The following is a 15,021-nucleotide window of genomic DNA, read 5'->3' as shown; positions in this document are numbered from 1 at the left end:
TTGCGTGAATGATGGCAAAAAACGGGCAGATTATGCGGTATCCGTGTCGATCGCCCTGTAATTCAGGTACTGATGGTATACGAAATGCGTCCCCAAGATTACCCTGGGGTACCGGGTGGGTGCACCTTTCCGGCTCCCTTCCAGGGCAACCCCCGTGTTCTGCGACACTGCGCTGCATGGACGCAGTGATGCTTGTCGGCGGTCAGGGGACCCGTCTACGCCCACTCACGATGTCGGCTCCCAAGCCGATGTTGCCGGTGGCGGGGGTGCCGGTCACCGCGCACATGCTGGCCCGCGCGCGCGACGCCGGGATCGACCGGGTTGTGCTGGCCACCTCCTACCGCGCCGAGGTGTTCGAGGAGTACTTCGGGGACGGTTCGGCCCACGGCCTACAGCTTGAATACGTCACCGAGACCGAGCCGATGGGGACCGGCGGCGCCATCCGCAACGTCGCCGGGCGGCTGGACGCAGACCCGGACGAACCCGTTGTGATCTTCAATGGCGACATCCTGTCCGGGCTGGACATCGCGGCGCTGGTCCGCCGGCACACCGAGACCGACGCGGCGGTCACCCTGCACCTGACCAAGGTCGTGGACCCGCGCGCCTTCGGAGTCGTGCCGACCGACACCGCCGGACGGGTGACCGCCTTCCTGGAGAAGACGCCGGATCCGCCCACCAACCTGATCAATGCCGGTTGCTACGTGTTCCGCCGATCGGTGATCGACACCATCCCGGTGGGTCGGCCCGTCTCCGTCGAGCGGGAGACGTTCCCCGGCCTGCTGGCCGCCGGCACTGCGGTCTTCGGCTACCCGGACAGCACCTACTGGCTGGATCTGGGCACCCCGGCGGCCTTCGTGCAGGGCAGCCGGGACCTGGTGACCGGCCGGATGGTCTCCTCGGCGCTGCCCGGACCGGTCGGCGACTGCCTCGTCCTCGACGGCGCCGTCGTCGCGCCCGACGCCAAGATCGGTGGGGGCGCCACGGTCGGCGCCGGTGCCCGGGTGGGGGCGGGGGCCTCGGTCGACGGCGCGGTGCTGTTCGACAGCGCCGTCATCGAGGCGGGGGCCTCGGTGCGCGACAGCGTCATCGGCCAGGCGGCTGTCGTCGGGGCCGGCGTGGTGCTCGACGGCGTGGTTGTGGGCGACGGCGCCGTCATCGAGGCGGGCAACGAGCTGCGCGCCGGCGCCCGGGTGTTCCCGCATGCGCGGCTCGCCGCCGGAGCCGTCCGGTTCAGCTCGGACCGCACCTGACCGGGTGATCCGCGGCCTCGCGGGTGTGGTCCAGATGTTGTCCAGGGTGCCTGCTGATGAGCAGAACACGGACACCGGCCGGTGAATGCGGCGATTTCCGTGTTGTGACGAGGACAATCGGCCCATGAGGTTCAGCGTGGAACGCGACGTGTTCGCCGACGCGACCGGCTGGGCCGCCCGGCACCTGCCCAGCCGTCCCGGCCTGGCGCCGAACGCCCTGGCCGGGCTGCTGCTGGCGGCGGACGCGGACTCGGCCACCCCCGGCCTACGGGTCTGCGCCTTCGACACCGAGGTGGCCGTGCGGGCGCCGGTCGAGGCCACGGTGGCGGAGCCCGGTCGCGTCCTCGTGCCCGGTCGGCTGCTCGCTGACATCGTGCGCAGCCTGCCTGCCGCCACCATCGACGTCGCGGTGGACGGTGACCGGCTGCTGTTGCGCTGTGGCAGCGTGCGGTTCACCGTCCCGTTGATGGACGTCGCCGACTACCCCGAGCTGCCGCGGTTCCCCACGCCGATCGGTGAGATCGACACGCTCGGGTTCGCCGCCGCGGTCGGCCAGGTCGCCCCGGCCGCGGCCCGGGACGAGACCGTTCCAGTGCTCACCGCCATCCGGCTGGAGATCTCCGGGCGCGGCCTGACGCTGGCCGCCACCGACCGTTACCGTCTCGCCGTGCGCGGCATCACCTGGCAGCCGACTGTCGAGGACCCCTGGGCGCTGGCCCATGTCTCGGCGAAGGTGCTCGCCGAGGTCGCCCGAACTCCCACACCGGCGTCCCGGATCGTCGTCGGCCTCGACCTGTCCGACCCGGCCGGCGCCCGGCTTGGGCTGGCCGCCGCCGGCCGGCAGACGATCGTCCGGCTGATCGAGGGCGCCTTCCCGAACTACCGCAAGCTGCTGCCCGACACCGCTGCCTACACGGTCACCGCGGCGACGGCGACGCTGGCCGCCGCGGTGCGTCGGGTCGCGGTCGTCGCCACCCGCACCGCCCCGCTGCGGTTCACCGTCTCCGACGGCCAGATCGTCGCCGAGGCCGGTGACGGCACCGGCGCCCAGGGCCGGGAGACGATCCCGGTCGAGTACACCGGCCCCGAACTGTCGGTCCTGTTCAATCCGACCTACCTGCTGGACGGGCTCGGCGCCATCGAGGACGACGAGGCGACGATCAGCTTCGTCGACGCCGACCCCGCGCAGGCCTACGCCCGTCCCGCCGTGCTCACCGGCAAGGTTCCCGGCGGGCCCGAGGGCCGTCCGGGCAGCGACGGCGCCTACCGGTACCTGCTCATGCCCATCCGCACCGACCCGCAGCCCCCCGCGGCCCCGACCGCCCAGCCAGCCCCCCCGGCGTCGACGTCCTGAGCGGACGGCCGCGAGTGGGCAGCTGCAGGGATCGGGGCCTCGGGCAGCGGGGTCTCGGGGACCCGGGTCGGGGTCGGGAACCCGGGTCGGGAACCCGGGTCGGGAACCCGGGTCGGGGATCGAAATCGGGATCGGGGACCCGGGTCGGGGGTCAGGGGGCGGGGGTGCTTGGCGCGGCTGTCGCCGTTCCCGCGCTCGGCGCCGGGGCGCTGGTGGCTCCGGCCGAGCCGGCGGCCGCGGTCAGCGGTCCGTCCGCGGAGACGTTCAGGGTGCCGCCGGCCGCACCCGACTCCGGAGCGGTGGGCGAGTCCCAGGTCGCGCCGTCCAGGCTCGGGTTGGCGTGCTTGTCCACAAACTGGCTGATGACGTCCGCGGATACCGTGGTGCACCGCTGGGTGCGGTCCCAGGCAGTCAGGACGAAGTGCTTGCCGTCCGGGAACGCGCCACGCGTCCACGGCACGCCGATGAACCGCGGGCCGGCGTTCGCCGCCAGCGACCGCAGCTTCTCCACCTGGGCAGCGGGCAGGCTCTGGTCGTACCAGCCGACGATGAAACCGTGCTCGAGGTTGTGTACCGCGCGCTCGGTCGGGATGGCGGAGGCCGGGTTGTAGAACGAGATGCCGTCCGGTAGCGGATCAGGGTTGTGGCTACCCGAGGACGGCGGCGACGCCTTGTAGTTCACCGTCGTGGAGACGTGCGTCGAGCCCTGCGAGGAGTCGTTCACCGTGCCGGTGCAGCCGGCCGCGGTCGCCGCTGACGACGCGGCCGCGACGTAACCCACCTTGTGGGTCTTGCTCTTCGCGTTCGAGTCGGCGATCGAGTAGATCACGATGCCGACCAGCAGCGCGATCAGGACGACACCTGAGGTGCCGTAGATCAGCAGCGCGCGCTGGCGGGCTTTGCGCGTCTGCTCGCGGCGCAGCTGCTCGAGTCGGGCATTGCGTTCGGTGCTCTTCTTCCCCACGGGAGCTGATCCTACGAAGTGTCGAACCACTTATCACCGCCAGGATGCACCCGACTCGCGGATCTGCACACGGAACGTTCCGTCCGGCTGCACACGGTGATTCCCGGATCGGGACATTCGGCGTCAACGCCATCGGTCGCGCGGTGGATCCAGTCGGGCGACCTTCATGATCCAATCGTGTCGAGGCCTGGTACAGGATCGGGCCCCTCGACGTCCGGAGATCATGGTGCCGGCATCGGCGTGGACCGTGCGATACACAGCCGCCAGCCGCCAGCCGCCAGCCGCCAGCCGCCAGCCGCCAGCCGCCAGCCGCCAGCCGCCAGCCGCCAGCCGCCGACACGCCGGCCGTGGTCGCATGTGGAGGGTTGTTCGGCGTGTCAGGTCTCGAAATCCTTGAACAACCCTCCACGTCAAGAGCGACTGCCCCTCGGCATGTCACGATCTCGGCCGCAATCCGGAGGTGCCGAGGGTGGTGTACCGGATGCCCCGCCGCTATGGCCCCGCGATTTCTCATTTCTATATAAATCGGGCAGCCGCAAGGTCATGATCCAGTCTTGCCGAGGCTTGGTGAAGGATCGAGACACCGATTTCTTCACCAAGCCTCGGCAGGATGCGATCACCGCCCGAAACGTGGGCGACCGCGGTGGGGCGGTGTGCGCGGTGGGTTGGTGCGCCCGGTTCACGTGTCGTGGTTCGGGCGGTGGGTGTGGTTCGCGTGGCGCGGGTGGCGCGGGTGGCGCGGGTGGGGCGGGTGGGGCGGGTGGGGCGGGTGGCGCGGGTTGGGTGGTGGGTGTGGTGCGGGCGGTGCGGGTTGGGTGTAATAGGTGGTGCGTGCTGGGTGAGGACGGAAGTCAGCGGTGGAGGAGGAACTCGGCGGGGGAGCGGGGTGGGCGGGGGGGCGCGGGAGCGGCGGGATGACCGACGCCGACGGTGCCCACCGGGATCCAGGTCGGTGGCAGGTCCAGGACACGGGTGACGACCTCGGCGCAGAACAGCGTGGAGGACACCCAGCAGGAGCCGAGCCCCTCGGTGGCCAGTGCCACGAGGAGGTTCTGCACGCCGGCGCCCACCGCCACGGTGAACATCCGTTCCTCGGCGCGGGTCCGGCGCTCGTCGGGGTAGGGGTGCGCGCCGTCCAGCACCATGATCGGGACGATCAGTCGGGGGGCACGGTGCAGCACGTCCCCGCGGCGTAGGCGTCGGTCGATCTGCGCCGCGTCGAAGCCGTCCCGGCGCAGGTCCTGCGCCCAGGCGTCGGCCATCGCCTCGAGTAGGACATCGCGGCGTTCGGTGACCAGGACGAAGCGCCAGGGGGTCGTGTGGTGCGGGGCGGGGGCGGTGAGAGCAACTGCGACTGCCCGCTCGAGGGCGGCGGGGTCGACCGGGTCGGCGCTGAACTCCCGTACGGTGCGCCGCTCGGTCAGTGCGGCCCGACGGGCCTCCAGGGTGCCGAGGCGGAACATGTCCTCGTTGCTGGGGCGCACGAGGACCCGGGCGCCGGTGCCGTCGTCGGGCAGCCGGCCGTAGCCGCGTACGACCGCCACCGGGGTGGCACCGAGCTTGCCCTTGACCAGGTCGGCCGCGGCGGCGAGTTCGTCGGCCTCGGCGACCTCGGTCATGCCCAGCTCGTTGCCGTAGTCGTCCACCTCGCCGATGTGGCTGCGCAGGGCGGCCATGCCCGCGACGCCGATGGCGAGATCGGTCAGGCCGCGCCGCCAGGGGCGTCCGGCGGTGTCCGTGATGACGACCGCGACGTCCACACCGAGCCGGGTGGCGATGCCGGTCCGCAGCCGGGCGGCGCTGGCGTCCGGGTCGAGCGGCAGCAGGGCGAGCCAGTCGCCGGAGATGTTCGAGGCGTCCACGCCGGCGCTCGCGAGGACCAGGCCATGACGGGTCTCGACGATCCGGGTCGGCCCGCGGCGGGCGACCTCACGCACCGACTCGGCGTCGATCGCGGCCTGCCGGGCAGCCTCCCGGTCGGCGCCGGCGGGCACCAGCCGGCCCTCCGCCTTCGAGACGATCTTGGAGGTGACGACGAGGACGTCCCCGTCGACCAGCGGACGGCCCCCCGCCGTGACCGCCGCCGCCACCGCCTCGGCCAGATCGTCGCCGGGACGGATCTCCCCGAAGCCGGCCAGCCCGACGATCTCCAGGGACGTGCTCGGTGGCTCGCCGCGTCTGGTCCGGGTCGGGGTTCCTGCCGAGGCTCCCACCGGGGCGCCGGGGGCGAGAGGGGGACTGGGCGTCGTGGGGGTGCCGGGTGCGGCGGGGAGGCCGGGTGTGGCCGTGGTGCCGGGTATGGCTGGGGTACCGGGTGTGGCCGTGGTGCCGGATGCAGTGGGCGTGGTGGCGTCAGACACCGGCGAGCTCCAGGGCCGCACGGACGATGGCGGTGGTCTCCGCCAGGTCCGTCATCAACAGTGGGCGGGCGGCCACGGCGGCTCCGGGCACGACGGTGTCGGCGTCGACGGTGTCCACCAGCCACCCGTCCAGCAGCCCCGCCGTCGCCGTACCCGCGGCGGGGACCCGGCCTCGTCCGCCGTAGTGTCGGCCCACGGCCTGGGCGGAGGTCTCGACGCCGATCGCGGTCAGGCAGGCGTCCGCCATGCCGCGCACGGCGGCACCACCGATGATCGGCGAGACCCCGACCACCGGGGCCGAGGTCGCTGCCACGGCGTCGCGGATACCGGGGACGGCCAGGATCGTGCCGATCGACACGACCGGGTTGGACGGTGGCAGCAGCACCACGTCGGCGTCGGCGAGGGCGTCGAGCACACCGGGGGCGGGGGTCGCCCGCTCGGCGCCGAGGGCGACGATCGACCGGGCCGGGACCCCGGCCCGCAGCCGCAGCCACCACTCCTGGAAGTGCACGGCACGCTGGCCCTGGTCGTCCTCGATGACGACGTGGGTCTCCACCCGCTGGTCGCTCATCGGCAGCAGGCGTACGCCGGGCTGCCAGCGTACGCACAGGGCGGCGACGACGTCGGACAGCGGATGGCCGGCATCGAGCATCTGGGTGCGGACGAGATGGGTGGCCAGGTCGCGGTCACCGAGGCCGAACCAGGCCGGGCCGACCCCGTAGGCGGCGAGCTCCTCGGCGACGACGAACGACTCGTCCTCCCGGCCCCACCCGCGTTCGGCGGAGATGCCGCCACCCAGGGTGTACATCACCGTGTCGAGGTCCGGGCAGATGCGCAGACCATGCAGGGTGATGTCGTCACCGGTGTTGCCGATCACCGTGATGTTGGCGTCGGGCAGCGCGGCCTGGACGCCGCGCAGAAAGCGGGAACCACCGATCCCGCCGGCCAGGGCTGTCACCTTCACAACGGGTGATCCTGGCACCCCGGGGTCGCTGGTGTGCAGGGCGGATCGGTCTACGGCGCCCCGGTGCGGCTGACCGGTGTGCCACCAGGCCAGGCCGGGCCGGTCGGGGCCGGTTTCTGGTCAGCCGAGGTTCGGCCGGGCGAACAGTGGCGCCACCCAGCCGCTGAACTCCGTCCTGGCTGGCAGCGGGGTGTCCCGGCAGAACGAGGTGAGCAGGAAGTGCACGAGGTGGCTGGTGGGCCGGCTCGGCGCCGGGTTGGCCAGGCCCCCCTCGATGGTCGCGACGACCGCGTCGGCGGCGAGCGCCCGGTCGGCCGCGGGCACGAAGTCATGCACGGCGGCGAGGGCCAGCTCGTGCAGCCACGAGTGCAGCCGCTCGTGGTACTCCATGATCGGCTCGGCGTGCGGGGCGCGCTCGGCGACGCAGGGGTGCAGCGTGCGCCGACGCTCCACCGAGTCGAGCGCGTGGAACAGACGCTCGGCCGGGTCGCCGGGCAGCGCGGCGATCCGCTCCACCTCGACGTCGAGCAGCCGGTTCAGTACCGCTGCGAACGCATGGTCCTTCGACCGGAAGTACCAGTACACGCTGCCGGGTTCGATGCCCGCCGAGCGGGCGATCTCCGCGATGGAGGTACCGGCGAAGCCCCGGGCCATGAACTGCTCTTCGGCCACTGCGAGCAACGCGTCGATCCGCTCCTCGCGGGGGACGTCCTGGCGATTTCGTGGCACCCGGTCAGCGTAGCGACTTCTGCCCGCACAGCCGAGAGATTCGGATCTCGGCCACACGTGACCGTGCTGCGATACCCAGCCGCCGAATTCTGCACACGTGCCAGATATGCACGTGAGGTAAATCACCTTATCGGGCGTAATTGTCCGGTCTGATTGCCGAATTTGTGGATCTGTGCAGGTCATTGGCCTTGGTGGCAGTCGGGCGATCCGGGTGAACGTCGCGTCCGGGGGGATGGGTGCCCTGAGTGCGCCGTCCCGTCGGCGGGTTCGCCGACGGGATGTGGTGTCTGTCACCCGGCATCTCTTGATTCGGCTTAGAGAGCGCAGTGAGATGAACCTGAGCTCTCCACGTCGCTGGAAGGACCGTCATGTCCGAGATCAGGACCACCAAGAGCCTCGAAGCCATGTCCGCCTCACTCAACCGTGCGCTCGCCGGCGCGCGGGCCCCCCAGGTCGTCGCCGCCCACCGGGCGCAGCGGCGCGGCCCGGCGTCATCCCCGGTGCGGGAGGACGATGCTCGACTGCGTCGCGCCCGTGAGGCCACGGCCACGCTTGCCGCCCGCTCGCGGACGAACATGCTGATCGGCACGCTCGACCGGCTCCGTCACCCGGCGACGGGCTGGCGGGCGAACCGGGCAGCCCCGCCGGCCTGACCCGCAACCCGACACCGACCCCACCCGACGTTTCCGGACAGCCACCCACCCCGCCGACGACGTACCTGTCCCACCCGCGTACCGGCGAGATCAGCGCCTGCGCCATCAGTACCCGAGTACCTGCGAGATCCGTGCACCTTCGAGATCCGTGCACCTTCGAGACGCCGGTGCCGGCGTACCGGGGCGTCTGCCGACCGCCGGCGGGCGTCCTGGTCACCGTCGCCGGCAGCAGAAACCGAGGAAGCCAATGACGACCACGGCGGCGACATCCGACGGCGAGAGCGACCCGCGGGCGGCGCAGCATCGCGCGCAGGGCAGGTCCGCTCCGCCCGAGCCCGCCGCCGTGGCACCGGACCGGGAGGTCGCGCCGTCCGCGTCGGCGCTGCGCCGGGCGCTGCGCCGGGCCCGCGACGGCGCCACCCTCGACCAGGTCGAGGCAGCGGTGCTGTTGGCCGCCCGCGGCGACGATCTCGTCGACCTGTGCGCCTCGGCGGCCCGGGTCCGGGACGCGGGGCTCACCTCGCTCGGTCGGCCGGGGGTCGTGACCTACTCGCCGAAGGTGTTCATCCCGCTGACCCGGCTGTGCCGGGACCGCTGCCACTACTGCACGTTCGCCACCGTCCCGCATCGGCTGGCCGCGCCGTACCTGACCCTGGACGAGGTGCTCGAGGTCGCCCGGGCCGGGGCCGCGGCGGGCTGCGCGGAGGCGCTGTTCACCCTGGGCGACCGCCCGGAGGACCGCTGGCCCGCGGCCCGTGAGTGGCTCGACGCCCACGGCTATGACTCGACCCTCGGCTACCTGCGGGCCGCCGCCATCGCGGTGCTGGAGGAGACCGGGCTGCTGCCGCACCTGAACCCGGGTGTCCTGAGCTGGACGGAGCTGGCCCGGCTCAAGCCGGTCGCGCCGTCCATGGGCATGATGCTGGAGACGACCGCGACCCGGCTGTGGTCGCAGCCGGGCGGCCCGCACTTCGGCTCGCCGGACAAGGATCCGGCGGTGCGCCTGCGCACGCTCACCGACGCCGGGCGGTTGTCGATCCCCTTCACCACCGGCCTGCTGCTGGGGATCGGGGAGACCCGCGCCGAGCGGGCCGAGACGATCTTCGAGTTGCGTGACCAGGCCCGGCGCTACGGTGCGGTCCAGGAGGTGATCGTCCAGAACTTCCGGGCCAAGGACGACACGGCGATGCGCGCCGTGCCCGACGTGGGCGCCGTGGAGCTCGCTGCGGCGGTCGCGGTGACCCGGCTGGTGCTCGGGCCCGGCCTGCGGGTGCAGGCACCGCCGAACCTGGTTGACCCCGCTGAGTGCGCGCTGCTGCTGTCGGCCGGTATCGACGACTGGGGCGGCGTCTCCCCGGTCACCCCGGACCACGTCAACCCCGAGCGGCCCTGGCCCGATCTGGACGTGCTGCGCACGGTGACCGCGGACGCCGGGTTCACCCTGCGGCCCCGGCTCACGGCCTACCCGTCGCACCTGGGCGAGCCGTGGATCGACCCGCGCCTGGCCGGGCACGTGGCCGCCCTCGCCGGCCCCGACGGTCTGCTGGCCGAGCCCGCCCGCCCCGTCGGACGGCCCTGGCAGGAGCCCGACGGCGGCCTGGAGGACACCGGCCGCGTCGATCTGCACACCGCGGTGGACACCGTGGGGCGCCACAGTGCCACCCGGGCCGACTTCGACCACGTCTACGGCGACTGGGAGTCGCTGCGGGCCCAGGTCAGCGCCGCTGGTACGGGTGTTGACGGGGTGGTGGGCACCGGCCGACGGGCGAGGGCCGCCGGTGCTGCCGGGACCGGCACGGAGCGGATCGACCCGGAGATGCGCGCCGCGCTGCGCCACGCCGGCACCGATCCCACCGGGCTGCGCGACGACGAGGCGCTGACGCTGTTCGGGGCGCGCGGGGCGGCCCTGGAGGAGCTGTGCCTGCTCGCGGACGGGCTGCGCCGCGACGCGGTGGGCGACGACGTCACCTACATCATCAATCGCAACATCAACTTTACCAATGTCTGCTACACCGGCTGCCGGTTCTGCGCGTTCGCGCAGCGCCGCGGGGACGCCGACGCCTACACCCTGTCGTTGTCGGAGGTGGCCGCCCGGGCGGCCGAGGCCTGGGGGATCGGCGCCACCGAGGTGTGCGTGCAGGGCGGGATCCATCCGGATCTGCCCGGCACCGCCTACTTCGATCTCGCCCGCGAGATCAAGAAGGCCGCGCCGGGTCTGCACCTGCACGCCTTCTCGCCGATGGAGGTCCTCAACGGGGTGACCCGGACGGGAATGTCGGTGGCCGAATGGCTGACCGCGGCGCGCGAGGCGGGTCTCGACTCGGTGCCGGGGACCGCGGCGGAGATCCTCGACGACGAGGTCCGGTGGGTGCTGACCAAGGGCAAGCTGCCCACGGCCAGCTGGGTCGAGGTGATCACCACTGCACACCGGGTGGGCCTGCGCTCGACGGCCACGATGATGTACGGCCATGTCGACACCCCGGCACACTGGGTCGCCCACCTTCGGCTGCTGCGTTCCATCCAGGACGAGACCGGCGGCTTCACGGAGTTCGTGGCACTGCCGTTCGTCCACCACTCCTCGCCGATCTACCTCGCCGGCGTTGCCCGCCCGGGTCCCACCGTCCAGGAGAACCGGGCGGTGCACGCGATGGCCCGCATCCTGCTGCACCGGTCGATCGACAACATCCAGTGCTCGTGGGTGAAGCTCGGCCTCGACGGCTGCCGGCAGGTTCTCGCCGGGGGTGTCAACGATCTCGGCGGCACGTTGATGGAGGAGACCATCAGCCGGATGGCGGGCTCCCAGCACGGCTCGCGCCGCTCGGTGGCCGAGCTTGAGGAACTGGCGGCATCAGCGGGTCGTCCCGCTCGGCAACGGACCACCACCTATGGGCGGGTCCCGGACGAGCGCTTTCACGCTGCCCGAGGCGGCCCTGTCCGGACCATGCTGCCGGTGGTGTCCTGACACCCGCCATGTCGGCCACAGAAAATTACTCTGGGTAGTCAAATGGATTCGAGTAGATGACTGGACCGTCTGGCATACATCGAAAAGGGTAATACGCCCGGTCGCAGACTTGCCCGTTTAGGCCTTTATGTCGGGTCTGGTTGGGCGCAATAATGCGAGCATCGTCGCCATGCTGATTGCGCTCCGTTACTGATCGGGCGGTTGTCTGGACCCATGGCGATGGTGTGTAGTGACTGTGAGCTATGTTCTCATCGCTGGTTGTAGAAGATGTTGCATCGGTGGGGTTGACGCGACCGGGTTGGGAGCGTGTAATTACCGGCGTGTCATTCCCCTTACTGGCGGGATTCGTGCGGTAGAGCGACGCCCGGCCGGTGCGGAACCAGCACCTGCGCGCCGGCGCCCAGGGGGTGGCCGACCGCACCGCGACGGGTCTGGAGGAGTCCCCATGGAGCACACCGACGCGGGCGTCCACACCGTCCTCGCGGACGTCGAGCGTCCCGCTGAGCATGACCCGTTCGGTGATCACTCCGAGCGGGTGCTCGCCGAACGGCACACCCAGGCCACACCGCAACCGCGGTCGGTGGCCGCCGCCGGGGTCGGGTCCGCCCGTCCCGGTCTGCCCATCCAACCTGGCGGGAGCCCCATCACCACCCACGAGGCCGCCGCCACCCACGAGGCCGGCACTGCTCGCGAAACCGGTCACCTGCGCTCCGTCGGCACCGGTCACGAGGCCACTGATTTTCGCGCGGGCCCGGCGGTCCCGGGCGGTGTCGCCCTTCGGGACGCCGTCGGCATTCGGGACGCCGCCGGCCTCCGGGAGACCGATATCCGGGGCGGCGCCGACGTCCAGGATGCTGTTCGTCTCCGGGAGGGCGCGGATGCGCCCGAGGGCGGGGATATCCAGGAGAACGAAGGGGACATCGACGATCTGATCGACGACGCACCCCTGGACGACCAGTCGGGCGATCTTGCCTCGGTGATTGATCTGGGCCTCGGCGACCTGCTCGGCGAGGTGATGGAGTGGCAGGAGCGTGCCCTGTGCGCGCAGACCGACCCGGAGGCCTTCTTCCCGGAGAAGGGCGGGTCCACCCGGGAGGCCAAGCGCATCTGTTCCGGCTGTGAGGTCCGGGCCGAGTGCCTGGAATACGCACTGGAGAACGACGAGCGCTTTGGTATCTGGGGCGGTATGTCCGAACGGGAACGACGCAAGCAGCGGCGCCGAGCAGTCTGACGCCGGGCCGTGGGAGGCATCCGGCGGGGGGTGAACGGCCCGCCGTCGGCGGGCCTGCCATCGGCCGGTGTTCGGCCGGTCGGTGTTCGGCCGGTCGGTGTTCGGCCGGCAGGTGTGCCATCGACCGGCTCGCTGCCGGGTGCCGTGCCGGTCGTGGTGGCGGTGATCGTCGCCAACCGTGGCGGAACGGCAATGACGTCCGCACCGGCCAGGCTGGCGGCGCAGGCGCGCTCCGCCCGCATGACGCAGCTGGTCGACGCCCTCGCGCTCGACCAGACGATCGAGCTGCACGTGGTCGAGATCCGCTTCGGTGATGATGCGCGCGCGGCCATCGCCGAGCCCCCGTCCGAACCGCCGTCCAGGATGCATCCGGTGCTCTCCCGGCCGGCCGGTACCCCGTTGGGGACAGTGGTCGCCGCCGCCCTCGACCTGGTGGGCGGTCCGCCGCCGGGCGGGTACGTGTGGCTGCTCGACGAGCGTGCCGCGCCCACCCCGGACACCCTGCGTACCCTGCTGGCCTACGCCCGGATCGACCCCGGAGCCGCCCTGCTCGGCCCGAAGCTGCGCACCGACGCCGCGCGGCCGACGCTGCTGGAGGTGGGCGTGAGCGTCGACCGTGCCGGGCGGCGACATACCGGTCTGCCCGCCGGAGCACCCGACGACGGCCAGCACGACGGCGTGCGGGACGTCCTCGCCGTCTCCTGCCACGGGCTGTTGGCCCGGTCCTGGGCATGGCGGCGCCTGGACGGCCTCGACCCGCACCTCGGCGCCGCCCACGACCTCGACCTGGGCTGGCGCGCGGCCCGGGCCGGGCTGCGCACGGTCGTCGTCCCCACCGCCGTCCTCGCCGTGCCGGGCGAGCTCCTCGTGTCGGGTCGGGGCAGCCGATCGACCAGGCCGCAGCCGGGGCTACGGACCGGGCTGGCCGAGCGGGTCGCGGCCCTGCAGATCGGGCTGGCCCACACCAGTGCGCCGTTGCTTGCGCCGGCTGTGCTGGCGCTGGCGGTCGGCGCTCTGGTCCGGGCGGCCTGGCTGCTGGCGCGCGGCCGACCACGGCGTGCCGGAGGTGAACTCGCCCTGCCGGTGCTGGTCCTGGGACGGCCAGGGGCCGTGCTGCACCTGCGGCGGCGGGCGGCGCGAACCCGAACGGTGCCCCAGCGGGCCATCCGTTCGCTGTTCCCCCGGGGTGCCGCGTCCGCGCGGACTCCACCCGCCACGGCCGCCGCCCCCGCCCCGCCGACTGTTGCCGCGGCCCCGATTCCCGCCCCGCGCACCCCCGGCGACCACCCGGCCGCCGGCACCCCCACGTCCGTCGCACCCCCCGCATCGCCCGAACAGACCCTCATCGCCCCGGTAGCCCCGGTGGCTCCTGCGGTCCCGCCAGCTTCCGTCACCCCGGTGACGCCCGCGATTCCCTTGGCACCCGTGGTGGCACCCGTCATCGAGTCGGGCGCCGTGGGCAGGTCCGTCGCGGTGCTTGTCGCGCTGCTCGGCGCCGTCGGACTCGTCGCGATGCACACGATGCCGATCGACGCCCTCGGGGCCGGGTTGCCGATGCCCTCGGACGTGGGTGAGCTGTGGTCGGCGGTCTGGTCCGGCCGGCTTCCCGGACCGGACGGACCGCTGAGTGGTGGCCAGCCGATACCGCCAGCCGCCGCGCTGATCGCCGCCGTGGCCAGCCTGCTGGGCGGACGGGTGGCGACCGCGAGCTGGCTGGTGCTCGCCCTGGGACCGGCCCTGGCCGGCTGGTCCGCCCACCGGGCACTGGGCCGCCTGGACGGCTGTCCCGGGCGCCGGCCGGGGGCCTGCCGGCTCTGGGTGCGGTGTGCGCTGGCCGCCGCGTACGCGCTGAACCCGGCGATGACCGGGGCGGTGCTCGCCGGCCGGGCGGACACCGTCGGAGCGCTGATCCTGCTCCCGCTGGTCCTTGCCCATGCCGACGGCGTCCTGCGCGGATCCGCACGGCCGCACCAGCCATGGGCGCGTCCACGGGCGGCACTCGCGCTCACGGTGAGCCTGTCCGGTCTGGTCGCCTGCGCCCCGTCCCTGGCCGGTGTCGTCTGGGTCGGTCTGGTCCTGGCCGTCCTGCTCGCCCGGCGGTCCCGGCTGCCCGACATCGCCGTGGCCCTCGCCGTCTCGGTCGTCCCGCTGCTTTCCCTGCTGCCGGCGGGAATGTGGTCCGCTCCGGTGACGGCGCTGGCCGCCGTGCCGCGTCCCGCGCTGGGCCTGCTGGCCGGGGCCGGTACGCGGCCGAGGTCGGTACTGGTCAGCCTGCTGGCCGGCTGCCTGCTCTGCGCCTTGCTGGGACGGTGGCACGCGGCCCCCATGGCCCGCCGGGCGGCGGGAATCGGCTGGTCGCTGGCCCTGCTGGGCCTGGGCGCGGTGCTGATCACGCCGCGGCTGGCCGCGGACGCCGACCGGCGGGTCGCCGGGGCACAGGCCTGGTGGGCCGCCCCCCAGTACGGTCTTGTGCTCGCCGGGGCGCTGCTCGCCGCGGCCGCGTTGGCCCTGGATCCGCACCGGCCGGGCCGCACCGGCCAGCGCGGGTCCGGCC

General features: G+C 72.8%; 10 protein-coding genes. 6 read left to right on the top strand and 4 right to left on the bottom strand.

Going from position 1 to position 15,021, the window contains the following annotated elements:
- Positions 1 to 188 precede the first annotated feature (188 nt).
- Together ND747_RS24900 and dnaN are read left to right on the top strand one after the other, a co-directional pair.
- Entirely contained in the window at positions 189 to 1,250 is a 1,062-nt protein-coding gene (locus tag ND747_RS24900; protein WP_251736620.1) for an NDP-sugar synthase, read from the top strand.
- 124 nt (positions 1,251 to 1,374) lie between these two features.
- Positions 1,375 to 2,604, top strand: a complete 1,230-nt coding sequence (dnaN, locus tag ND747_RS24895; RefSeq protein ID WP_251736619.1) for a DNA polymerase III subunit beta — start codon at positions 1,375 to 1,377, stop codon at positions 2,602 to 2,604.
- 151 nt (positions 2,605 to 2,755) lie between these two features.
- Here dnaN and ND747_RS24890 read toward each other — a convergent pair whose 3' ends face one another.
- The 4 genes from ND747_RS24890 to ND747_RS24875 form a co-directional block, all read right to left on the bottom strand.
- Positions 2,756 to 3,568, bottom strand: a complete 813-nt coding sequence (locus ND747_RS24890) for a DUF3105 domain-containing protein (RefSeq protein ID WP_251736618.1) — start codon at positions 3,566 to 3,568, stop codon at positions 2,756 to 2,758.
- Between the two features lie 851 nt (positions 3,569 to 4,419).
- Positions 4,420 to 5,721, bottom strand: coding sequence for a coenzyme F420-0:L-glutamate ligase (locus ND747_RS24885; RefSeq protein ID WP_285901083.1), 1,302 nt, complete (start codon positions 5,719 to 5,721; stop codon positions 4,420 to 4,422).
- A 199-nt stretch (positions 5,722 to 5,920) separates the two neighbouring features.
- Positions 5,921 to 6,892, bottom strand: a complete 972-nt coding sequence (cofD, locus tag ND747_RS24880; protein ID WP_251736617.1) for a 2-phospho-L-lactate transferase — start codon at positions 6,890 to 6,892, stop codon at positions 5,921 to 5,923.
- 120 nt (positions 6,893 to 7,012) lie between these two features.
- Positions 7,013 to 7,621, bottom strand: a complete 609-nt coding sequence (locus ND747_RS24875; RefSeq protein WP_251736616.1) for a TetR/AcrR family transcriptional regulator — start codon at positions 7,619 to 7,621, stop codon at positions 7,013 to 7,015.
- Positions 7,622 to 7,989: 368 nt separating this feature from the next.
- Here ND747_RS24875 and ND747_RS24870 point away from each other — a divergent pair, with 368 nt between their 5' ends.
- The 4 genes from ND747_RS24870 to ND747_RS24855 all read left to right on the top strand — a co-directional run.
- On the top strand, positions 7,990 to 8,274 hold the full coding sequence (locus ND747_RS24870) for a hypothetical protein (protein ID WP_251736615.1): 285 nt from the start codon (positions 7,990 to 7,992) through the stop codon (positions 8,272 to 8,274).
- 247 nt (positions 8,275 to 8,521) lie between these two features.
- Positions 8,522 to 11,236, top strand: coding sequence for a bifunctional FO biosynthesis protein CofGH (locus ND747_RS24865; protein WP_251736614.1), 2,715 nt, complete (start codon positions 8,522 to 8,524; stop codon positions 11,234 to 11,236).
- 445 nt (positions 11,237 to 11,681) lie between these two features.
- Complete coding sequence (locus ND747_RS30260; RefSeq protein WP_285901080.1) at positions 11,682 to 12,467, top strand: WhiB family transcriptional regulator; 786 nt, start codon at positions 11,682 to 11,684, stop codon at positions 12,465 to 12,467.
- A gap of 192 nt (positions 12,468 to 12,659) precedes the next feature.
- Positions 12,660 to 15,021 (top strand): glycosyltransferase family 2 protein (locus tag ND747_RS24855; RefSeq protein WP_374216319.1); only part of this gene is annotated, 2,362 nt, incomplete at its 3' end.

The organism is Frankia sp. R82 (assembly GCF_023716925.1).
In the GTDB taxonomy this organism is placed as follows: domain Bacteria; phylum Actinomycetota; class Actinomycetes; order Frankiales; family Frankiaceae; genus Frankia.
This window is presented reverse-complemented; position numbering and strand designations above follow the sequence as displayed.